The organism is Metabacillus dongyingensis (assembly GCF_019933155.2).
Lineage (GTDB): Bacteria > Bacillota > Bacilli > Bacillales > Bacillaceae > Bacillus_P > Bacillus_P dongyingensis.
On sequence record NZ_CP082944.1, the window covers coordinates 624594 to 647124 of the forward strand.

Sequence of the window (22531 nt, forward strand, 5' to 3'; positions counted from 1 at the left end):
AAATGAAAAGCGTGAAGCAGCGCCAGCATAAACAGAGATCCATCCTGAGAGATCTGTTTGAGCGTTTTTCAAAAGATGAAATCATTGGCCTTTCGGCAGAACTCGCCTATTTCTTTTTACTTTCACTGTTTCCGTTTTTAATCTTTTTAATGACTCTTATAGCCTTTCTTCCGCTTTCTCAGGAAGATATACTGAATTTTCTTGCGCAATATGCACCTGGAGAATCCGTTGCTATTATCAAAGAAACATTGGCTGAAATCATCAGCAATTCAAATGGAGGATTGCTGTCGTTTGGGATCCTTGCCACTTTGTGGTCTGCCTCAAATGGAATTAACGCCATTGTCCGTGCCTTTAATCGCGCCTATGATGTCTCTGAGAGCAGATCATTTATAGCAGCAAGGGGTATGGCGGTTTTGCTTACAATTGCGATGGTTTTTGTCATTTTAGTTGCCCTGCTTTTGCCTGTATTCGGGAAAGAAATTGGCATGTTCCTTTTTTCTGTATTTGGACTGTCAGATGAATTTTTAACCGTGTGGAATATGGGAAGATGGATTGTCAGTGCGCTTATTTTGTTCATTGTTTTTACAGCTCTTTATTTCTTTGCTCCGAATAAGCATTTACACCTGAAGGATGCAATGCCGGGTGCTGTTTTAGCAACAATTGGATGGGCCTTCGTGTCATTTGCCTTTTCTTATTATGTCGGGAGCTATGGCCATTACAGTGCCGCCTATGGGAGTTTGGGCGGAATCATTGTTCTGATGATCTGGTTTTATCTTTCCGGAATGATCATTATGATTGGCGGAGAGTTAAATGCCATTCTATACAAAAGAAAAGGGTCTCATTAATATTTCCAATGATTGTGTGTCATAGAGAGCGGAAAATAGTGAAACAGTAAAGAAGAAGACATGGTCTTCAAAATCTTGCTGGGCAGGTGAATCTTCATGGCAAAGCATACGAAAAAAGGCGGAAGCCATAACAAGCAGAATTCAAAAAGCAAGCCGCAGCATAAAACAAGTGGCAGTGCAAACGGTCAGAACGGCTACCACTAAACAAAAAAGCAAACCGCTACCTGTGCGGTTTGCTTTTTTTATCTGTCTGTCGCCTCAGGCTTTCTTCTGAAATCAAGCTGATTGTGCTTTTAACTCAGGATTAATGCTAAATAGAAAAGAATTCGGCAAGTTAATTTAATTACTTATATCTAAAATATGAACGGCTAAATTAAACTTAATATCGGCTAAATAAAACGGGAAATCCGCTAAATAATTGTGAATTTCAGCTAATAAAATGGCGATTTCGGGTAAATGCTGACTCAGCAGAGCAGCTGCCACTAAAAAAAGCAAATCGCTGTCCCTGCGATTTGCTTTTTTGGGTTCCGCTTTTTGTATTATTCAGCAAGCTGGATATAACTATGGTATGCCGAAGAATAAATATGCTCGATATCCTCATCAGTCATATACATCAATGTTTCTGTTTCGATATCCTTCATTTTTGCGATAAATTCGATCATGTTTTTGCGCTCTTGTCTTTTCATAATAATAATTCCTCCTGTTATATTATTGTTATGATACAGAATGTATTTGTTAATACTATTATATAACAGACAATTCAAAATGTTCAACCTATATTTTAAAAAAAACGCCAATTTTTTAGAGATTAGGGAGTATGCAATTTTTGCGCTTACATGTCTGGCTCCATCGCCTAACTCCTCGGCCAGAAAGGATCCGCCAGTAAAGGCAAAAAGCGCCTTTTCTGACGGATCCTTATCTGTCTTTCGGAGCTAAACAGGCGCTTGCGCTTTTCTTAATTATTGGCGGTTTTATAAGCAGGCTGTTTAAAGAAAGCGGTCGTTATGAAAATAAGGAGTAAAATAAAGCTGACTACATGAAAAAAATTAGCCGATGCCACATGCTCAATATATAATCCGCCTAAAAAAGGACCGGATATGCTTCCGATGCTGAAAAAGATGCCGCACAGCAGGTTTCCTGCAGGAAGCAGGTTTTTAGGAAGCAGATCAGCCATAAAGCTGATGCCAAGCGAAAAAGTGGACCCAACAAGCATGCCAGCTGTAAAGAAACAGATAACGAGCGGAATGAGTGTGTCTGCAAAGCTTGCGGCCATAAAACTAATAAATCCAAACAGCATGACGAACAAAATGGTATTTCTTCTTCCGAATCGGTCGCTGATGATCCCGAGAGGAAGCTGAAAAACAATGGCTCCGATGGCAAAGGAAGATAAGATAATGGAAACAGATGAGACATCTAATCCTGTCCGAAGCGCATAGACAGGGTAATTTCCGTTAAGAGAGGCTTCCAAAAAGCCATATCCGAACGTAGGAAGAAATGCAACCCATGCAAGCTTTGATGCTTTTGCAAAGCGTTTTGCCGTCCCAAAAAATGAAGTCGATCCCATGTCTTGTTCAGGAAAATCATTCTTCAGAAAAAAGACGAAGGCCCATGCGATTAAACTAATGCTGCCAGAAAGAATAAAAGGCAGGCTTGGGCTTATTTCAGCAAGCGGAACCATAAGCGGCCCTGCTGCAAAGCCAAGTCCAAAAAACAGTCCATAAAGAGAGATATTGCGTCCGCGTTTTTCCTCAGAAGAGATGGATGTAATCCATGTTTGCGTTGAAAAATGGAGCATGTGATCACCTACACCAATTAAAAGCCTGAGTAAAAACCAGAACCAGAATGACTGAATCCAAAGAAAACCAAACAAGCTGAGAGCAACCATGATTCCTCCAACTAAAATCAGAGGCTTAAAGCCAAACCTCTTCAATGGCCCTTCCATAAAAGGAGAAGCAATCAAAACACCTATGTAGAGCCCTGTGGCATGCAATCCATTGACAGATGATGAGTATCCTTCCTGCTCAAAGATGATGGCGATTAATGGGAGAAGCATTCCCTGTGAAAAACCTGAAATAGCGACAATACTGACGAGGATAGCGAATTTGAATTTCGGCATAATCTTGACTCCTTACTCTATTTTCCATCCTGAATGTTACACTCATTATTCAAAGCAGACAAGAAAAATTGCATTTCCTTTTTGGGTATGATGGGAGAAAGAAAGGGATGGTGACAGTGAAATTTAAAATGAGGGAAGCAGGATTCAGCGCAAATTTAGAATACGGAGAACTGCATGCTGCAGGAAATAAAAAATATGGTTTTCGTCCCTATCAGCTTATGGTTTCGTCAATTGCCGTTTGCAGCGGCCGGAGTGCTCAGGGGAATTCTTGAAAAGAAAAGATTAGCTGCAGAGGACATCACGAAAAGAAACGAAAATCCAGTAGCACCAGTACCCAAATTCAGGGTTGAGCCAGAAAAGGGGAATCATGCCCACTCAATGAGTACACAAATTCAGGGTTGAGCCAGAAAAGAGGAATCATACGCAAGCAATGAGTACCCAAATTCAGGGTTAAGCCAGAAAAGAGGAATCATACGCAAGCAATGAGTACCCAAATTCAGGGGTGAGCCAGAAAAGAGGAATCATACGCACTTAATGAGTACCCAAATTCAGGATTGAGGCAGAAAACGGGAATCATACGCACTCAATGAGTACTCAAATTCAGGATTGAGGCAGAAAACGGGAATCATACGCACTCAATGAGTACTCAAATTCAGGGGTGAGCCAGAAAAGAGGAATCATACACACTCAATGAGTACCCAAATTCAGGGTTGAGCCAGAAAAGAGGAAACATACGCACTCAATGAGTACTCAAATTCAGGGTTGAGCCAGAAAAGAGGAATCATACACACTCAATGAGTACCCAAATTCAGGGTTGAGCCAGAAAAGAGGAATCATACGCAAGCAATGAGTACCCAAATTCAGGGTTGACCCAGAAAAGGGGAAACATACGCACTCAATGAGCACTCAAATTCAGGGTTGAACCAGAAAAGAGGAATCATACGCAAGCAATGAGTACCCAAATTCAGGGTTGAGCCAGAAAAGGGGAAACATACGCACTCAATGAGTACTCAAATTCAGGGTTGAGCCAGAAAAGGGGAATCATACGCACTTAATGACAGAAAAGAGGAATCATACACACTCAATGAGTACCCAAATTCAGGGTTGAGCCAGAAAAGAGGAATCATACGCACTCAATGAGTACTCAAATTCAGGGGTGAGCCAGAAAAGAGGAATCATACGCAAGCAATGAGTACCCAAATTCAGAGTTGAGCCAGAAAAGGGGAAACATACGCAAGCAATGAGGACCCAAATTCAGGGTTGAGCCAGAAAAGGGGAATCATACGCACTTAATAAGTAGTACGCCCGTAGCACCCGTTGCGAGCGAAACGGATCGAGAGCATTGCCCTTCATTTTGTCATTTAGGGTAATGACCTTCCCGTGGAGAAAATAGAGCAGTCCATTAAGCTTGCCAGTGCGATCGGTGGAAGTCAGCAAAATTACTTAAAACCTTAGAGATTAAAAAATGAGACTGTGCATACCGCACAGTCTCATTTTAAAGTTCGATGATTTCAGGTTCGCTTCCCGCTTTTTGATAATACCTGATTGATTTAAGTGTTATTTTTAAAAGTAAGTAGTTTGGATCGTCTGGTCCGGAAATCCACTCTTTTAACTCCCCGTTCCAGAATTTCTCTTTTAATTCGGCAGATTCTTCTACAGAAGCACTGCCTTCTATTTCTGCATAATCATTTTTCCAGGCGTCGCCATTAAAGCCAAGAAGAACATGAACGCTTGGATTGTTTTCAATATCTTCTGCCTTGTGGGTATCTTTGTTTGTAGCTGTATATAAAGTTAGTCCATCGTGGAAAAACAGCATGAACCTCGAAAATGGTTTGTTTTGACGGATTGTGGCAAGTGTGCCGATTTTATGTTCTTTGAACATTTGCAGAACTTTTTCTTTAGGTTCACTCATATTCATTCACTCCTTTCATATCTTTCATTAATCTGCATCAAATGCGTCTTTTCATACGCAGCAAAAGCGTGTGGTTTAATTTTTCGCAAAATAGAGAAAGAATAAGTAGAAGAAAGGGTGAGAATGAAATGAATCGAATCTTTTTTATTGTTGTAATGGCAGGTGTTCCTCTATCTGTTATAGGGAGTCTAATGCACTGGCCGCAGATCCTCATGTTTGCCATTTATTGTATTACTATTATTGCTCTTGCCGGCTATATGGGAAGAGCCACAGAAAGCCTGGCAATCGTGACAGGTCCACGGATAGGCGGACTGCTTAATGCTACGTTTGGAAATGCTGTTGAGCTCATCATCTCTATTTTTGCATTAAAGGCAGGTTTAATTGGAGTGGTGCTTGCCTCATTAACAGGCTCTGTTCTTGGAAATTTGCTTCTTGTAGCCGGCCTTTCGTTTTTCGTAGGCGGATTAAAGTTTAAAAGGCAGGAGTTTAATGTATACGATGCGAGGCATAATTCTGGTCTATTAATTTTCGCTGTTGTTGTGGCATTTGTGATCCCTGAAATTTTTGCAATGGACATGGATGAGACAAAAACGTTAAACTTAAGTATAGGCATTTCAGTTATTTTAATTATTTTATATTTAGCAGCCTTATTCTTTAAGCTTGTTACTCACCGCGGTGTTTATCAGCATAAAACAGATGAAATCGAAGATCACGAGAAGCCTGAATGGACTGCTAAAAAAGCATTGTTTATTCTGTTGCTTGCAACAATTGCAGTAGCTTACGTTTCGGAGAATCTCGTACATACATTTGAGGCTGTTGGCGAGAGCTTCGGCTGGAGTGAACTCTTCATCGGGGTCATTATCGTTGCAATAGTCGGTAATGCTGCTGAGCATGCATCAGCAATCATTATGGCCTATAAAAATAAAATGAATATAGCAGTTGAGATAGCGGTAGGGTCCACACTGCAGATCGCCATGTTTGTAGCACCGCTTCTGGTCCTGATTTCCTTAATGTTCACAAAAAAAATGCCGCTTGTCTTTACAGTGCCGGAATTGATTTCAATGGTAACGGCCGTTCTGCTGACCATTTCCATTACGAATGATGGGGACACCAACTGGTTTGAAGGGGCAACCCTTCTGGCAGCTTACTTGATCATGGGCATTGGTTTTTATCTTTTGTGAAAAAAAAGGGACTCTGTGCAAAGCACAGAGTCATTTTTACGTGTAGGACGAAACAATTAGTAAGAAGCTAACCCTCATGAAATCATGTGAGTTATTATAAATGTAGCATGTTATTTAAAAAATGTAAATATTCAGTTTTTAAATTCTCTGCTGCTATAGAAGGACATACATATAGAGAGAAAAGGGGATGGAGAGCATGATTTATCGATTGGGCTTTTTTGTAATCGGTTTATTTGTTTTGGCATTTGGTGTGACACTGACGATTAAAGCAAACCTGGGAGCTGGAGCATGGGATGCATTAAATGTGGGATTAACCGATCAAATCGGCTTAACAGTCGGCAGCTGGATTTTTATTGTGGGAATCATAATTATTTTGTTAAACGCTGTTCTTATGAGAGAAGCTCCAAAGGTACTCGGCGTCTTTACCATTTTATTGATCGGATTTTTTGTTGATTTTTGGATGCTTTCTATTTTTCAGGATATCATCATACAAAATCTATTTTTTAAAGCAGTCATTTTATTTTTAGGGATTTTATTAATAGCAATTGGAGTTTCTATTTATCTTCAAACAAGCTTCCCTGCAAATCCGATTGACCAGCTCATGCTGACGCTGCATCAGAAGTTTGGACTGAGTCTGATGGCTGCAAAGACGATTGGTGAAGTGGGTGCGCTTGTTCTTGCTCTGTTATTTGCAGGTCCTATTGGCCTTGGAACAATCATTATTACATTCGGAATCGGACCGCTGATTCAGCTGTGCAATCCTCCTGTAAACGCGGTAATTGGAAAATGGATGGCGAAAACTTAGTTAAAATATTGGATAAAGAAGTAAGAGCTTGAAAACAATAATTGTAAAGCAACCGAAAGGGGTTTAGGAAATGAGAAAATGGATGCTCGTTTCAATGGCTTTGCTCTTATCAATTAGTTTTTCAAGCTCTGTTCTTGCGGCGAACAAAGCAAGGGTGCCAAGCTCTGTTCTGGATATCTCCAAGGAGAATACGTATCCGAACCCAACTCAGGATCTGCCGTATCTTCAGCCGAGTGAATTTGCTCAAAGCCTGATTGAAACGTCTAAAATTCCGATTGAAAATCCTAATTTAATCCGTCTCTTGAATGAATCATCAATCTCTGATAATCCGCTGTCAATCGGATACAGAGCAACGATTTTCCTCGGGCAATGGGCATTAAATTATGAATCAAGCGAAACCGCTGTTAACTGGGAGTTCCAGAAAATCAATACAAATTTCTTTGATAACCGCGGCGGCAAGGCAACAACTCAAATTCATTATAAGCAAGAATCCCAAAAGCAGGTAAAAGGCGGATTAACTGCTCATATTCCCAGTGAAGATGATGTAAAAAAAATGATGCTCTTAAAGGCGATGAAAAAGACAAACCTGCCTTTATCATTTCAGACAATCATCGGAACAGGGTCAAAAAAAGAACAGATCTATAACATCCCGCCAAAAAGAATCGGATATTTAAATGCATACGCACCGGCAGTCAATGAAAAGGGCAAAGTAACATATGGCGAAGTCTACTTAGTGTTAAAAGGAAATAAAAGAAGAATTTCTGTTCAAAATGTGACATCCCAGGGAATAGGGGCCTGGATTCCTGTTCAGGATCATGCATCTTTCGGATTTACCGTTTCAGAACAACCGAGATAAACAAAAAAGCGAGCCTTAAACGGCTCGCTTTTTTATATGAAGGATTTCCTTTTTTGAAAATCTATATCCTGATAATAACTATTTTTCACTAAAAGGTTTGGACCAAGACATGAAACAGCCGGGCAATGGCAGTTAAGCTCGCGGGCAAGCTTAGATTCATTCCAGCGGTCATAGGCGGATTGGAGCGTATCATTTTGAATGTTGCCAAGCTCAGGCGTATCTCCAAAGTCTGTCACAATGATGTCCCCATTGAAAATATTGACATTAAGCCTTGAACGGCCGTCAGGATCATTGCGCACTGTTACGTTTTTACTTTCCCAAAGTCGTCTAATGAGCTTTATATCTTCTTCTTCCTCACTGCAAGCGTAAAAGGGCAGTGTGCCAAAAAGCATCCATACATCTTCATTTCGTATATCAAGCAGCTGATGAATAGCTGCTCTGACTTCATTTAAAGTAAGTGTCTCAAGGGCACTTGCGAAATCTGAGGGATACATTGGATGAATTTCATGACGCTGGCATTTCATATCATTCACGATTTGCTCGTGAATTTTTTCAATATGAGGCAATGTACGCTTATTCAGCATCGTTTCTGCAGAGACCATAATTCCTGCATCTACAAGGGCACGGCTGTTTTCAATCATACGATCAAAATAAGCAGTGCGCTGTTCATAAGTTGGCTTCCTGTCCATCATCGCAAATCCGCCTTCTGCGAAATCATCGAGCGTTCCCCAGTTATGAGAGATATGTAAAACGTCCAGGTATGGAGCGATTTTTTCATAACGCGCCAAATCAAGCGTCAAATTAGAGTTTATTTGCGTACGAACTCCCCGTTCGCGGGCATACTTTAGTAAAGGAAGCACATAATTGTCTACTGACTTAAGCGACATCATTGGTTCTCCGCCTGTAATGCTGATTGACCTGAGCGTTTCTGCTTCGTCCAGCCTTTTTAGGATTAAATCAATCGGCAATGCTAACGGATCTTTCGGGGAGAGTGTATAGCCTACAGCACAATGCTCACAGCGCATGTTGCATAGAGTCGTTGTCGTAAATTCAACATTTGTTAAGGTTAATTTACCATATTGCTTTATATCTAAATAAGCCTCCCACGGATCATAAGAAGGTGTAATGGGCTGCAGTATATTTCCAGCTGATGCATTCATTCATAAAACTCCTTTTTCAAGTTCACATAGAGAACATTCTATCATGAACATCATATTTTGGAATACCTTCTCCGATTGTACTGTTGTCAAAGAAGGACGAATAAGCTACGATATCACTATCAGTGAAAGGAGAGATACATCTTGGGCAACGCCGTTCATGATAAAGACTCACAGTTAAAATATTTAAAAACACGCTTAAATATGTTTATGAATGTCATCGATTCAATGGATCCTGAGTCAACAGACGTCGAGGATATTGATCGTTTAATTAAAATGCTTGATGAGCTTGAAGTGAAGCAGGAACAGTTTAAAAAGGACTGGGATAAAAAATAGAGGGAATCAGCTGCTGAGGCAGCTGTTTTTTTTATGTAATTACAAGTAAAATCAGGTGATGATTGGTAAAAGCTTTATGCGAGTAAAAAGAACATTTTGGAAAGTAATGAATATCCCCTTGTAAAAGTTTTTCGGGTAAATTCTTTCCAGGCTGTAAGCCTTTCCAACTAAAACGCAAAGGAGTATAATAAAAATTGAATGAAATTGACCGAATACTATAGACAATAAGGGGAGAAACAGGATGGAAAATTTTTATCAAAGCATGTACAACTTAATTGTCGAGACATCTACAAACCTTCCTAAGGATGTCCGCCGTGCAATCTTGAAAGCAAAAATGAAAGAGAATGCAGGTACGCGCGCTGCATTGTCTCTTGCGACTATTTCTGAAAATATCAAAATGGCGGATGAAAATGTATCGCCAATTTGTCAGGATACAGGACTTCCGACTTTCAAACTGAAAGTTCCCGTTGGTGCTAATCAGCTTCAAATGAAAGAAGAGATCAAACGCGCCATTGCTCAAGCGACAAAAGACGGAAAGCTTCGTCCAAACTCAGTGGATTCGTTAACCGGTGAGAACAGCGGAGATAATCTTGGATATGGCACACCCGTCATTAAATTTGAGCAATGGGAAAAAGACTATATTGATGCCCGTTTAATTTTAAAAGGCGGCGGCTGTGAAAATAAAAATATTCAATACAGTCTGCCGTGCGAGCTTGATGGACTTGGAAAAGCTGGCCGGGACTTGGACGGCATCCGCAAATGCATTCTTCATTCTGTTTATCAGGCACAAGGACAAGGCTGCAGTGCAGGGTTCATTGGAGTGGGAATTGGCGGAGACCGCACTTCCGGCTATGAGCTTGCAAAAGAACAGCTTTTCAGAAGTTCAGAAGACGTCAATTCAAACCCGGATCTTCAAAAACTTGAAGAGTATATTGTGGAAAAAGCCAATCAGCTCGGAATAGGCACAATGGGCTTTGGCGGGGAAGCTACTCTTTTAGGGTGCAAAGTTGGAGTGATGAACCGGATTCCTGCCAGCTTCTTTGTATCTGTTGCATATAATTGCTGGGCATATCGCCGTTTAGGGGTAAACATTGATGCTGCAAGCGGTGAAATTCAAAATTGGCTGTACCAAGAGGGCGAGATGCCAAACTTGAATGATGCAGATCAAACGGATGAAGCACCGGATTCACGTGAAGTTGTTCTGGAAGCGCCAATTACAGAAGAAAAAATCCGTGAATTAAAAGTTGGCGATGTTGTTCATATCAATGGAATGATGTACACGGGCCGCGACGCGATTCACAAATACTTATCTGACAATGACGCCCCGGTCGATCTTGAAGGTCAAATTATCTACCATTGCGGTCCAGTTATGCTGAAGGATGAAGATGGGAATTGGCACGTGAAGGCTGCCGGGCCGACAACAAGTATTCGTGAGGAGCCTTATCAGGGCGATATCATGAAAAAATTCGGTATTCGCGCAGTCATTGGAAAAGGCGGCATGGGGCCAAAAACGCTGAAAGCCCTTAATGAACATGGAGGAGTCTATCTGAATGCGATTGGCGGAGCCGCACAATACTATGCAGATTGCATTAAATCAGTTGAAGGTGTTGATCTTATGCAGTTTGGCATTCCAGAAGCGATGTGGCACCTGAAGGTTGAAGGATTTACCGCGGTAGTCACAATGGACTCACATGGCAACAGCCTGCATGCAGATGTTGATCAGTCCTCTCTTGAAAAGCTTTCACAATTCAAAGAACCTGTTTTCAGTTAAGGCGAAGCCGGATTATTCCGGCTTTTTTTATTAAAATAATAAGAGAAACTTGGCTAAAAAGACAAAATGACGAGGAAGTATTTAGTGAAAATCAAAAAAATTACATCCGTAATTAAACTCAAAAACCCGCTAAATTAATGGTGATTTTCGCAATAATAAACCTATGGACTTTCTTGAAAAACTCTTCGCAGTTCCTTCCCATATGTTACCTGCTAAAAAACAGTATGTAATTTATGCTCTTTCCGACACTATAGATAGAAACTATGTCAGGGGAGCGATTATTTTGAGATACTGTTGCGCTATTTTAAGCGTTCTGCTGTTTTTATCATTCGGAATTCATGAAGCAAAAGCGTCTGTCTCTAACCAGCCGATCAACTGGGGCTTTGAAAAAAGCAAAAATCACAAATCTGCAAATCCCGGTTTGCCGATGGAGAAGCTGCTGAATAAATATGATTCTTTTTTTATGGGTGACCCAACTCAAAAATATATTTACTTAACATTTGATAATGGTTACGAAAACGGCTATACAGGAAAAGTCCTTGATGTGCTGAAAAAAAGAAAAGTACCTGCCGCTTTTTTTGTAACAGGTCATTATTTGCTCGATCAGCCGCAGCTTGTCAAGCGTATGGCTGATGAAGGCCATATCGTTGGAAACCATTCATGGCATCACCCGGACTTAACAAAAGTCAGTGATGAACGATTTAAGAAAGAGCTGGACTCGGTAAGACTGAAAACGGAGCAGTTAACAGGCTACCATGGCATCAATTATTTGCGCCCGCCAAGAGGTGTTTTCAGTGAACGGGTTCTGTCTTTATCAAGAGAACTTGGCTATCAGCCGGTATTCTGGTCGCTTGCCTTTGTCGACTGGCATACGAATGCACAAAAAGGCTGGAGATACTCATATGATCAAATCATGACTCAAATTCACCCAGGATGTATTCTTTTGCTGCATACTGTCTCAAAAGATAATGCAGAAGCACTTGACCGTGCGATAGATGATTTAACAAAACAAGGCTATATCTTTAAAAGCCTTGATGATCTGATGATTGACCGAACATTTCACCAGAAATTCCTTTACTCCCTTTGACCTATGCTCGGAGGGAGTTTTGCGTTTCCCGCTTGTGTATTCATGGTATAATACACAGTATCAAAAATAAGGGATTTGAGATGACTATGTGGGAAGAACGTATACGTATAGAACCTCCATATGATTTTGACCGTGTGCTCGATCGTTTATCCATGGATCCGCTTCATCATGTTCGTTTAGAGGAGCGTGAGGTTTCTATACCTCTCCGAAACCAGAACAATGATCCATTTGTTGTAACCGTAAAAGGAATGGGGACAAAAACGGCTCCTGAATTTCTTCTCAGCGGCAAATCGGATAAAGACTTTGCAATAAAAGAAACGATGCGTATTTTTCAGTGGGATTTTTCTTTAGTTGATGTTCAAACACATTTTCGTTCTACAAACATTGCAGAAATATTCGAAGCGCATGACGGGACGCCGATCGTCCTTGAATTTAGTCTTTACGGCTGTCTGATGAAGTGCATTATTCATCAGCAGCTCAACCTGAAATTCGCCCATACACTGACAGAACGTTTTGTTCATACATTCGGTGAGAAGATTGACGGTGTATGGTTTTACCCGGCTCCTGAAAAAGTGGCTCAACTTGATTGCAGTGATTTAAGGGAGCTTCAGTTCAGCGGCCGCAAAGCGGAGTATGTGATTGATACATCAAAGCTTATAGCTGAAGGCAAAATAAACCTTGAAGAACTTCAGAATATGGAAGATGCAGCTATTCTTAAGGAACTTGTAAAAATACGCGGTGTAGGTCCCTGGACAGTCCAGAATCTGCTTTTATTCGGACTCGGCCGTCCAAACCTTTTTCCGTTTGCAGATATAGGTATACAAAATGCATTAAAAAAGCATTTTCAGCTTGAACGGAAACCAACCTTTGAAGAAATGGAAATCCTAAGCAAAGAGTGGTCACCTTATTTAAGCTATGCATCTCTTTATTTATGGAGAAGCATTGAATAGAAATGGAGCGGCAAACATGAAGAACAATCAGAAAAACATCGGAATTACCCTTGAAAAAGGACAGACTTTTCCACTTACAATAAAAAGACTCGGCATTAATGGAGAAGGGGTAGGCTACTTTAAAAAACAAGTTGTTTTTGTGCCAGGCGCCCTTCCGAACGAGGAAGTTGTCGTAGAAGCAACGAACATCGGACAGAAATTTGCAGAAGGCAAGATCAAGAAAATCAGAAAGGCATCTCCTCACAGGGTAGATGCGCCGTGTCCGATTTATCATGAGTGCGGGGGCTGCCAGCTTCAGCATTTTTCCTATGAACAGCAATTAAAAGAAAAGAGAGACATTATTGTTCAGGCAATGGAGCGGTATTCAGGACTTGATCTGGGCAAAGTTGAAATCAGACAAACAATCGGCATGGATGATCCCTGGAACTACCGGAATAAAAGCCAGTTCCAGACTGGTTTGCGAAACGGAAAAGTCATTGCCGGCCTATACAGTAAAAACTCTCATCATCTTGTAAATATTGATCACTGTATTGTACAGCATGAAGCAACAAATAAAGCGACTCAAACAGTAAAGCAGATTTTACAGGATTTGAAGGTCTCAATTTACGATGAACGTAAGCGCAAAGGAATCGTACGTACGATTGTCAGCAGAATCGGCTTTACAAGCGGTGAGGTACAGATTGTTTTGATCACATCACAGGAGAATCTTCCTCGCAAAGAACTGATTGTCAGTGAAATTCAGAAGCGCCTTCCTGAAGTGAAATCCATCATGCAGAACGTGAACGGTGAAAAAACGTCTTTGATCTTCGGAGAGAAAACCATTCACTTAGAAGGAGAAGAAGTGATTCAAGAGGAATTGGGCGATCTTTCTTTCGAGTTGTCAGCACGGGCATTTTTCCAATTGAATCCTGTTCAGACTGTCAAGCTGTATGATGAAGTGAAAAAAGCTGCACAGCTTACAGGTTCTGAAAAAGTAGTTGATGCATATTGCGGAGTCGGCACCATTGGCATGTGGCTCTCAAAGGGTGCAAAGGAAATCAGGGGAATGGATACAATCGCAGACTCCATTGCAGACGCGAAGAAAAATGCAAAGAAGCATGGAGTTAAAAATGCAACTTATGTAAAAGGAACGGCTGAGCACTGGCTCCCAAAATGGCTCGGCGAAGGCTGGCGCCCCGACGCAGTCGTTGTCGACCCGCCAAGAACAGGCTGCGACCAAAAGCTGCTTGGTGCGATTCTTAAGGTGAAACCGAAGAAGTTTATTTATGTATCATGTAATCCGTCTACATTGGCTAAAGATATTAAGACACTTTCGAAGGCGTATAAGGTTGAATATATTCAGCCTGTGGATATGTTTCCGCATACTGCGCATGTGGAGTGTGTGGTGAGGTTTGTTTTGAAAAGTAAATAGTCAGAGTGAAGTATAAATTTAGTGAGAGAAATTGAAATTATTTCTCTCTATTTTTTTGTTTTATAGCTTAAAGATACATATGGCGATTGATTGATGTGGTATTATTTGGATAGTGAATGCGGATGAATCAGGGAGTTGTATAAATGTAACTATAGAACGTTTTCAAAAAATATAAACACCATTTGGATTAAAGATTAAGCTTGAGTGTGAAAATGAACCTTGCTGCCTGGGCAGCTGATTGAAAGCGGTAAGACTATTCCTTCTAAAACAACGCACAAAACAAAACCCAGGAATGCTCTTTGCGTTCCTGGGTTTTACTTCAATTCTTCCTCTCAAAAAGATCTTCTTATTAAGAGAAACTAGTCTCAAACTCAATCTTCCTAAACGGACTGTGTTTGGATGCCATCAGTTTAATCAAAGTGTTTTTCTGGAAGTTCAAGTATTTTTCCTGATCGTCTGTACTTTTCTGGACAAATTCTGCTCCTGCTGTGCAGGCGGTCAGGTACTCGCTCCAGCTTGTGTACATGGTCTGGGCAAGTCTGACTGCCCGGATTTCGTAGGATTGTGCTTCTTTCTGGGTAAGGAGGCCTGTCCTTTGTGCGTGCTTTGTGAGCAAAATCGCACTGGAGAGATCGAATGCTCCGATGCTGTGCTCATTTAAGCGATGCATGTACTTCTTCACGGCAGAGAGCTTGGCAATGAGCGTTTCATCTTCGCCGATGGAAAGCAGCTCTTTGGCCTCAGCCTCTGAGAGGAAAAGGAGGGAGCTTTGCAGGACGTAAAATTCTCTTCTGTTTCCCGTTGTTAAAAACCACTCCAGTCTGTCCTGGGCGGTGTTTTTGTCTGTGATTTCATACTGTTTCAGATGTTTTCTGGCTGTGCGCTTGCTGAATGGAACCTCTGAAAGATAGAGAGAGTAGTAGAAAGTGTAATATCCAATCATACACAGGGGTGCCAGTGTGTTCACATATTTTTTCTGTTTTCGGTTCATACGGCTGCTCCTCCTTTCTATAAGAACGTTTTTCGGACGCGGTTCCATTCTTTTAACAGGGTTATGACGGTTATTGTCCATATCATCGTCCAGAACAGCGGTGTTAATGTGTACTCGAAATAAAAAGAAAGATCAGTGTATTTAAAAATAGAAAAGAGGGCGACAATGACCACCCAGACTGGATTTGACTGCCATTCTTCTCCTAGAGCAAGAAGCCTGTTATGACTCACCATTAAAAAGCTGAGAGCAAAAATCATCTTCCATTTCAAATGACAGCCCAGAAAAGCAGTCAGCTTTTGGCTGAACGTGTCAGGTCTGACATCTTTTTTAATTTCTTTCTTCGTCAGGGGCTTTCGCTTAAAGCTGTTTCTGAGAAGGAAATCATTGATCTTAGCCAGGTAAACAACTGTCTCTGCATCTTTGCCCTGAATGCTCTCTAGATGCCTAAACTGTTCACGGGCTTTCTGCCATTCCTCGGTTTCTAAATAGATTCTGCCTAAAAGACTGATGGCATCCGGGTCATACGGATGATCAGAAAGGAACTTGAGGAAGACCTGCTCCGCTTCTTCCAGTTTGCCGGCTTTATGCAGCAGCTTTGCAAGCAGCGTGCGGTTCTTAGTGTTTTCAGGCTGGAGCGTGCATGCTTTTTTTAAAGCAGCAGCAGCTTCTTCAAACCGGCCGATTCGTTCGAAAATCATTCCGGCTATTGTCTGCAGATGCGGGTCATCCTGAAAAATGGACAGGGCGGTCTTCAAATACGCTTCCGCTTCTTCCAGCCGATTTTCAAGGAGTTCATCAAGTGCTTTTTCCCGGTTCATCAGATAAAGATCATAGGGAATGTTCTCTATATGTAATAATGCTTGATACGAAAGAGATGGATAGAGTCCAGTGTTGTCGTTCAGACGCCGCAGAAATGCCTCAGTTTCTTCCTCACCGAGAAGGTACGGATCCTCCCGAAGCAAGTCAATCCATTGGAACGTGTCTTCAAGCAGTTTCCAGATGTAGTCAGGAAGATACGGGTTCAGTTGAAGAAAAGTCAGAAGCCGTTCACTTAGATAGTCTCTTTGCTCCAAATCCCACAGAGCATCATCATTCAGGAGCTCAAGCCATTTCTCTCTGTTAATACGTGAGGGGAAATCCTGATAGAGCTTCTCAACTTTCTCCATAAACAAATCGATAGATGCTTGGGGATCTGCTTCTGTCTCGTGCCATTCAGGAAAAGGAAAATGAGAGGAGATGAAAGGGGCAGGCTCCTCTATTGGTACGGTGACAGTCTCTTTGTAGACACTTTCCTCGCTTGTCTGGAAATTCCGGGCTATTCTTTTTCTTTCTTTTTTTACAGTTTCAAAGGCCTCCCGCAGCCTCTGATAGCCTTCAGGATCGTCTTCAGGGTGATGGATTTTGAGCTTTGCCGAATAGGCTTTTTTAATAACAGTGAGGTCGTCAGTCGGTTCGACTCCTAGAATATTCCATGCTGAATTCATCGCTGTCTGCTCCAGTTTTCCATCTCTTCGAGGATCTCTTTTAACCGTGCTGCTGCTGCGCGGATTTTCTGGTCATCCTGTGAGGCGAGGATGTGTTCAAACTGTTCAAGGGCAGCGGCTGCAGCTTCCCGTTCGCGTCCGAGCGTTTCTTCATATAATCGTTCGCCTCTTGCGAGAAGGAGCCTGTTTTCTGTGCGGTCTCTCGGATGGATTTTGAGGGCCTTCAGCTCCTCCATTCTCTTTTCCATTTCAAGAGGGGTCATGCTTCCTGCGTTTTTTTCAATCATCATTTTCTGTTTGCGGCCGGTGCTGATGGTTGTGACCTCAACTTCAAGCAGCCCGTTAATGTCGTATGTATAGCGCACATCGACGGATTCCTCTCCTGCAGTCGCTTTTGGGATCTGAACAGTCAGTTCGCCGATCTTCAAATTGTTTTCAACGCGTCTGCTTTCTCCCTGATAGATGTCAATGACAATCCGGTTCTGGTTGTCCCGGATGGTGTACAGGCGCTCCACTCTGCTGACAGGAATCGGCGTATTCCGCTCTATAATCGGAAGAAAATAGCCGGAAGTATATGAGTCAGCATCATGCTGCTTCACGACGTCTGTTCCAAGTGAAAAGGGGCAGACATCTGTAAGAATCAGCTCGTCCACGGCTTCATTTCGTTCCTTCAGGGCTACCTGAACCGCTGTTCCAAGAGCTACTGCTTCATCAGGATGAATCGTAAGAAAAGGAAGTTTGCCGAAAATCTTTGTCACAATGCCTTTGATCATAGGCAGTCTTGTGGCTCCGCCAATTAGGATGACCGCATCAATCTCGTCCGTCTGCAAATCGGCATCCCGCAGCGCGCGCTCAATCGGATTCCGTAATTTCAGCATGAGCGGCTGGGACATTTTTTCAAAGGAGGACCTGTCCACACTGGATGAATACTCCTGTCCGTTGTGATGGAGTACCATATGGCCCCGCTGATGATGGCTGCCAAGCTCCCGTTTGCATGCTTCTGCCTGTTTAAACAGAACAGATTGTGCCCGTGCATCCAGGTCATCTGCCGCAAGCTTATGTTCGTTCAGAAAATAATGCATGAGCAGGTTCGTAAAATCCTCGCCTCCGAGAAAGTTGTCCCCCGCAATGGACTTAACCTCCATTACCCCTTCGAAAAGCTCGAGAATCGATACATCAAAGGTTCCGCCGCCGAGGTCAAATACGAGGAAGCGGGTATCCTCATTCTGCTGGTGAAAGCCGTATGCGATGGCAGCAGCGGTTGGTTCGCTGATCAGACGGTCGACCGTAAGTCCGGCAAGCTCGGCTGCACGCTTTGTCGCTTTCCTCTGCTGGTCATTAAAATAAGCCGGAACACTAATAACTGCATGCGTGATTTCTTCCTGCAGGAAAACTTCTGCATCTCTTTTTAAAGACTGTAGAACAAAAGAGGACAATTCCTCCGGAGATAAATGATAGGTTCCAAGATGATAGGTTTTAGCCGAACCCATATAACGCTTAAAAGCAGATGCTGTGAGGTGAGGATGTGAAATCTGACGTTCTTTTGCAATTTCGCCGACGAGGATTTCGCCGTTATCATCAATGCTGACAATGGATGGAGTCAAATTGCTTCCGAGTATGTTGGGAATAATCTTCGGTCCTTCTTCAGACCAAAACGCTGCAAGGCTGTTGGATGTTCCAAGGTCTATGCCAATGACGGTCATTCTGTTCTCTCCTCTATGAAAAGTTCTTTTTATGGAGTCTATTATATAAGCTAGAACAGAAAATTTAAATCAATAACTGGTAATTTTCAGGATGTTCTTACCGCTAGAAAGTTCAAGAGCTGTTTTTCCCTCCGCCGAAATGGTATATAATAAGAAAATGCGTCTTTCTTTATGAAAGACGGACTTCAGATACGAAAAGGTGAAAACAAATGAACAGCACATGGTCACTGCTTGAAGAAGCAAAACCATTTTTACAGGAAGCCTGGAAAAAGGCCTCGTATACAACTCCAACCGCTATACAGGAAAAAGCCGTGCCTGCCATATTGGACGGCCGCGATGTGATTGCAGAATCACCGACTGGAACAGGCAAAACGCTTGCCTATCTGCTGCCTGTCCTGCAGCGCATCAACCCTGAAAGCAAGAATGTCCAGACATTGATTATGGCGTCTTCAAGGGAACTTGTTATGCAAATCCATCAGGAGATTCAAAAATGGTCGGAGGGAAGCGGCATTTTAGGAGCTTCTTTCATCGGCGGAGCAAATGTGAAAAGACAGCAGGAAAAGCTGAAAAAGCGTCCGCAGATTATTGTCGGTACGCCGGGCCGTGTCTCTGAGCTTATTAAACAAAAGAAAATCAAAATGCATGAAGTTAAAACAATCGTCCTTGATGAAGGCGATCAGCTCCTTCAGCCTGAACATTTGTCCGATATTAAAAATATCATTAAAACAACACTTAAGGATAGACAGCTCTTGCTTTTCTCGGCAACTCTCCCGGAAAAAACAGAAGCAGAAGCGAGAAGCCTGATGCAAAACCCGGAAGTCATAAAAGTAAGCAGAGATGAAAGTGTCCAATCAGAAGTTGATCATATTTACTTCACTGCAGAAGCCAGAGATAAAATTGATTTACTTCAAAAGCTCTCAAGATTAGATGGAGCTAAAGCGATTGCATTTGTTAAAGATATTGGCAATGCAGCTGTTTTAGCAGAAAAGCTTATGTACAAAGGATTGCCGCTTGGTATTCTTCACGGGGATTCTACAAAGCGCGAGCGGGAAACAGCCATCAAAAGTTTCCGTGCAGGAGAGCTTCCGATGCTCCTTGCAACAGATGTAGCGGCAAGAGGCCTCGATATTGAAGGGGTTACACACGTTATTCATTATGACCTTCCCGAAACAGTTGAGCAATATGTTCACCGCTCAGGCAGAACAGGCCGAAATGGAGCAGACGGAACGGTCGTTTCGCTTGTGACAGAACGAGAAGAGCGTGAACTGAAGCAAATCTGCAGAGGATTAAAGGTTGAGCTTCATAAAAAGCGTTTTTATAAGGGTGAAATAGTAGAATCTAAATAAAAAAATCCCGCAGCCATCTGGCTGCGGGATTTTTTATATACGTCTCTCCTTTCTTGCTTATTACAAAACGTGTAAGGAAATGTAACATACTTACTACTTTTTTCAAGGATATATGAAATAATGATAATCTCAACTACCATCTTGAAGGATGTTGGAGGTTTCGAAATGACTAAACAAAAATTAGTAGTAGTAGGAAACGGGATGTCAGGGGCCCGATGTGTGGAGGAAATTGTTAAGAACGGCTCCGAAATGTTTGATATTACTGTCTTCGGAAGTGAACCCCACATTACTTATAATCGAATTTTATTATCTACCGTTCTGCAGGGCAGTATGACTTTTGAGGATCTTACAATAAATGATCATAATTGGTATGCCGAACATAATATACAGCTGTTTACAGGTGAAACAGTGTTGAATATTGATACTTTGAATCAAATCATTCAAACAGATAAGGAGAGGGAGTTATCCTATGACAAGTTAATTATTGCCACTGGTTCTGTTCCTTTTTTTCTTCCTGTCCCAGGAGCTGATAAAGAGGGAGTAATCGCTTTTCGCACAATTGATGATTGCCGGAAAATGATTGAAAGTTCGCGTCAATATAAAAAAGCGGTGGTTATTGGTGGAGGATTATTAGGCTTAGAAGCGGCGAGAGGACTATTAAACCTTGGCATGGAGGTTAGTGTCGTCCATATTTCAGAATATTTAATGGAGAGACAGCTTGATCAGACAGCATCTATCCTTCTTCAAAAAGAGCTGGAAAGGCAAGGCATGCACTTTCTTTTAAAAAAGGTGACACAGGAAATCATCGGAAACAGCCGTGCAAAAGGCGTTCGTTTTCAAGATGGAACAGAAACAGAGGCAGATTTAGTGATTATGGCTGCGGGAATCAGACCAAATATAAAGCTTGCAAAAGATAGCGGAATTCTCACAAACCGCGCTATTACTGTAAACGACTATTTAGAAACAAGTGCCGCCAATATTTACGCTGTCGGAGAGTGTGCAGAGCATCGCGGCATCGTTTACGGACTTGTAAAACCTCTTTATGAGCAAGGGGCTATAGCAGCGAAGCATATTTGCGGCATCAAAACTCAAGGTTATCAGGGATCAGTCCTTTCTACTCAGCTTAAAATTTCGGGAGTGGATGTATTTTCAGCCGGGCATTTCGATGATCAAGATTCAACAAAATCAATAACATCATTTGATGAACTTGACGGCTGTTATAAAAAGGCGGTTTTTCAAGATCGAAAACTCGTTGGCGCTGTTCTTTTTGGTGATACAAGGGCAGGTGCAAAATTATTTGATTTGATCTTGAAACAGAAAGACATATCCACAGAGGAAAAGAATAGCCTGTTTCAAACCTCCACACATTCCGGCGGAAGTCTCATTGCTGAAATGGCATGGAGTGATCTGATTTGCAATTGTAACGGAGTAACAAAAGGAGGCATTATTGAAGCTGTACAAAAGAACGGATTAACAACAGTTGAACAAGTGAAAACATGTACAAAGGCATCAAGTTCTTGTGGCGGCTGTAAGCCGGCAGTAAACGAACTTTTATTATATGTAAATAGTGATGAATTTGATGAAGTGATTGAAATAAAGAGCATGTGTTCATGTACTGATTTAACAGAAGATGAAGTCGTGCATGAAATGCAGCTCCAAAACTTATCATCTAATCAAGAAATCATGACTGCCCTTGGATGGAAAAATAGTGACGGCTGTCCAACCTGTAAGCCTGCTCTTACGTATTATCTGGGAATGATTTACCCAGAGTATGAGAACAGTCAAAAACTGATTTTTATAAACGAAAAAATGAATGCTGTCCGGCAAAGTGATGATCTGTACACGGTTATTCCCCAAATGTACGGTGGAATGACGAATGCTGAAGAACTCCGGAAAATTGCTGATGCAGCAGATAAATATAACATCCCAAAGGTTGCTGTAACAAGTGAACAAAGAATTCATTTAATGGGTGTTAAAAAAGAGGATCTAAAAGGGGTCTGGAGTGATTTAAACATGCCGCTTTCTTCTAAGGCCGGCAGCTATGTTCAAAACATCAAAACATGTACTGGAGAGCATATCTGCAGCTGCGATAAACAGCAATCCCTCATACTTGCCGTGGCTTTAGAAAAGAAACTTAATCTTATATCAGCGCCTTATCGTGTGAAAATAGGTGTATCTGCCTGCATGCATAATGGAGCAGGATCCACAACGAAAGATATAGGAATTATGGGAATTGACAGAGGCTGGGAAATATATGCAGGCGGGAGCAGCGGACGCAATGTGCGGGCGGGGGAATTATTGGCCGTAGCCAGTACAGATGAAGAAGCCATTAAATTAACCTGCGGTTTTATTCAATATTACCGTGAAACAGCCAATTATTCAGAAAGGACTTGGCAATGGATTGAGCGCGTAGGCTTACTTCATATCAGGGAAGTATTGTTTAATGAAGAACTTCTTTTGCAGCTTCTTCATTATTTTGAAAGCGACGCATCTCATCGGAAAAATTTGATGGAGAAGCAGCCGCTTATTACTTAACATTTCAGATTAATAATAAAGTGATTAAGCAAAGGACGTGAGAGC

Annotated in this window: 19 protein-coding genes and 1 pseudogene; 12 read left to right on the forward strand and 8 right to left on the reverse strand. The window is 41.8% G+C overall.

Annotated elements, in window-relative coordinates; translation table 11 throughout:
• The first annotated feature begins 2 nt into the window (after positions 1-2).
• Positions 3-845 carry a YihY/virulence factor BrkB family protein gene (locus tag K8L98_RS03235; RefSeq protein WP_223439657.1) on the forward strand — a complete coding sequence of 281 codons (843 nt, stop codon included), beginning with the start codon at positions 3-5 and terminating at the stop codon, positions 843-845.
• 339 nt (positions 846-1184) lie between these two features.
• Here the strand turns inward: K8L98_RS03235 and K8L98_RS03240 are convergent, their stop codons facing one another.
• The 3 genes from K8L98_RS03240 to K8L98_RS03250 all read right to left on the reverse strand — a co-directional run bounded on the left by K8L98_RS03240 (position 1185) and on the right by K8L98_RS03250 (position 2961).
• Positions 1185-1340, reverse strand: coding sequence for a hypothetical protein (locus tag K8L98_RS03240; RefSeq protein WP_223439659.1), 156 nt, complete (start codon positions 1338-1340; stop codon positions 1185-1187).
• A 44-nt stretch (positions 1341-1384) separates the two neighbouring features.
• Positions 1385-1531 carry a BH0509 family protein gene (locus K8L98_RS03245; protein WP_223439661.1) on the reverse strand — a complete coding sequence of 49 codons (147 nt, stop codon included), beginning with the start codon at positions 1529-1531 and terminating at the stop codon, positions 1385-1387.
• A 269-nt stretch (positions 1532-1800) separates the two neighbouring features.
• Positions 1801-2961 (reverse strand): MFS transporter, encoded by a 1161-nt coding sequence (locus K8L98_RS03250; RefSeq protein ID WP_223439662.1) that lies wholly within the window; start codon positions 2959-2961, stop codon positions 1801-1803.
• A 107-nt stretch (positions 2962-3068) separates the two neighbouring features.
• Between K8L98_RS03250 and K8L98_RS03255 the strand changes: the two are divergent.
• Positions 3069-3253: pseudogene (locus K8L98_RS03255) on the forward strand (OsmC family protein); the annotation flags it as partial.
• A gap of 1203 nt (positions 3254-4456) precedes the next feature.
• Here K8L98_RS03255 and K8L98_RS03260 read toward each other — a convergent pair.
• Positions 4457-4879 (reverse strand): pyridoxamine 5'-phosphate oxidase family protein, encoded by a 423-nt coding sequence (locus K8L98_RS03260; RefSeq protein ID WP_223439665.1) that lies wholly within the window; start codon positions 4877-4879, stop codon positions 4457-4459.
• A gap of 122 nt (positions 4880-5001) precedes the next feature.
• Here K8L98_RS03260 and cax point away from each other — a divergent pair, with 122 nt between their 5' ends.
• The 3 genes from cax (at position 5002) to K8L98_RS03275 (ending at position 7715) form a co-directional block, all read left to right on the forward strand.
• Complete coding sequence (gene cax, locus K8L98_RS03265; protein ID WP_223439668.1) at positions 5002-6054, forward strand: calcium/proton exchanger; 1053 nt, start codon at positions 5002-5004, stop codon at positions 6052-6054.
• A 196-nt stretch (positions 6055-6250) separates the two neighbouring features.
• Positions 6251-6859: a YczE/YyaS/YitT family protein gene (locus tag K8L98_RS03270; protein ID WP_223439670.1), complete on the forward strand. Its 609-nt coding sequence runs from the start codon at positions 6251-6253 to the stop codon at positions 6857-6859.
• 70 nt (positions 6860-6929) lie between these two features.
• Entirely contained in the window at positions 6930-7715 is a 786-nt protein-coding gene (locus K8L98_RS03275; protein WP_223439673.1) for a YfkD famly protein, read from the forward strand.
• A 32-nt stretch (positions 7716-7747) separates the two neighbouring features.
• Here the strand turns inward: K8L98_RS03275 and yfkAB are convergent, their stop codons facing one another.
• Entirely contained in the window at positions 7748-8875 is a 1128-nt protein-coding gene (gene yfkAB, locus K8L98_RS03280) for a radical SAM/CxCxxxxC motif protein YfkAB (protein WP_223439675.1), read from the reverse strand.
• Between the two features lie 141 nt (positions 8876-9016).
• Here yfkAB and K8L98_RS03285 point away from each other — a divergent pair, with 141 nt between their 5' ends.
• The 5 genes from K8L98_RS03285 to rlmD all read left to right on the forward strand — a co-directional run bounded on the left by K8L98_RS03285 (position 9017) and on the right by rlmD (position 14427).
• Positions 9017-9208, forward strand: coding sequence for an SE1561 family protein (locus K8L98_RS03285; RefSeq protein ID WP_223439676.1), 192 nt, complete (start codon positions 9017-9019; stop codon positions 9206-9208).
• A 241-nt stretch (positions 9209-9449) separates the two neighbouring features.
• Positions 9450-10979 carry a fumarate hydratase gene (locus K8L98_RS03290; protein ID WP_223439679.1) on the forward strand — a complete coding sequence of 510 codons (1530 nt, stop codon included), beginning with the start codon at positions 9450-9452 and terminating at the stop codon, positions 10977-10979.
• Positions 10980-11259: 280 nt separating this feature from the next.
• Positions 11260-12066, forward strand: coding sequence for a delta-lactam-biosynthetic de-N-acetylase (gene pdaA, locus K8L98_RS03295; RefSeq protein ID WP_420828854.1), 807 nt, complete (start codon positions 11260-11262; stop codon positions 12064-12066).
• A gap of 86 nt (positions 12067-12152) precedes the next feature.
• A complete protein-coding gene (locus K8L98_RS03300; RefSeq protein WP_223443113.1) occupies positions 12153-13016 on the forward strand; it encodes a DNA-3-methyladenine glycosylase family protein in 864 nt (287 codons plus the stop codon).
• A gap of 16 nt (positions 13017-13032) precedes the next feature.
• Positions 13033-14427 (forward strand): 23S rRNA (uracil(1939)-C(5))-methyltransferase RlmD, encoded by a 1395-nt coding sequence (gene rlmD / locus K8L98_RS03305; RefSeq protein WP_223439683.1) that lies wholly within the window; start codon positions 13033-13035, stop codon positions 14425-14427.
• A gap of 349 nt (positions 14428-14776) precedes the next feature.
• Here the strand turns inward: rlmD and K8L98_RS03310 are convergent, their stop codons facing one another.
• From K8L98_RS03310 to K8L98_RS03320, 3 genes are read right to left on the reverse strand one after another with little or no spacing between them, the layout of a single operon-like run.
• Positions 14777-15418: a DUF1266 domain-containing protein gene (locus K8L98_RS03310; RefSeq protein ID WP_223439686.1), complete on the reverse strand. Its 642-nt coding sequence runs from the start codon at positions 15416-15418 to the stop codon at positions 14777-14779.
• 17 nt (positions 15419-15435) lie between these two features.
• Entirely contained in the window at positions 15436-16902 is a 1467-nt protein-coding gene (locus K8L98_RS03315; protein ID WP_223439688.1) for a J domain-containing protein, read from the reverse strand.
• The gene (locus K8L98_RS03320; RefSeq protein WP_223439690.1) at positions 16899-18605 is read right to left on the reverse strand and encodes a molecular chaperone HscC; all 1707 of its coding nucleotides are present in this window, start codon (positions 18603-18605) and stop codon (positions 16899-16901) included. Before K8L98_RS03320 ends, K8L98_RS03315 begins: the two co-directional genes overlap by 4 nt.
• A 209-nt stretch (positions 18606-18814) precedes the next feature.
• Here K8L98_RS03320 and K8L98_RS03325 point away from each other — a divergent pair, with 209 nt between their 5' ends.
• Both K8L98_RS03325 and nirB read left to right on the forward strand, forming a co-directional pair.
• Positions 18815-19951, forward strand: coding sequence for a DEAD/DEAH box helicase (locus K8L98_RS03325; protein ID WP_223439692.1), 1137 nt, complete (start codon positions 18815-18817; stop codon positions 19949-19951).
• Between the two features lie 165 nt (positions 19952-20116).
• Positions 20117-22486 (forward strand): nitrite reductase large subunit NirB, encoded by a 2370-nt coding sequence (nirB, locus tag K8L98_RS03330; RefSeq protein WP_223439695.1) that lies wholly within the window; start codon positions 20117-20119, stop codon positions 22484-22486.
• The last annotated feature ends 45 nt before the right edge of the window (positions 22487-22531 follow it).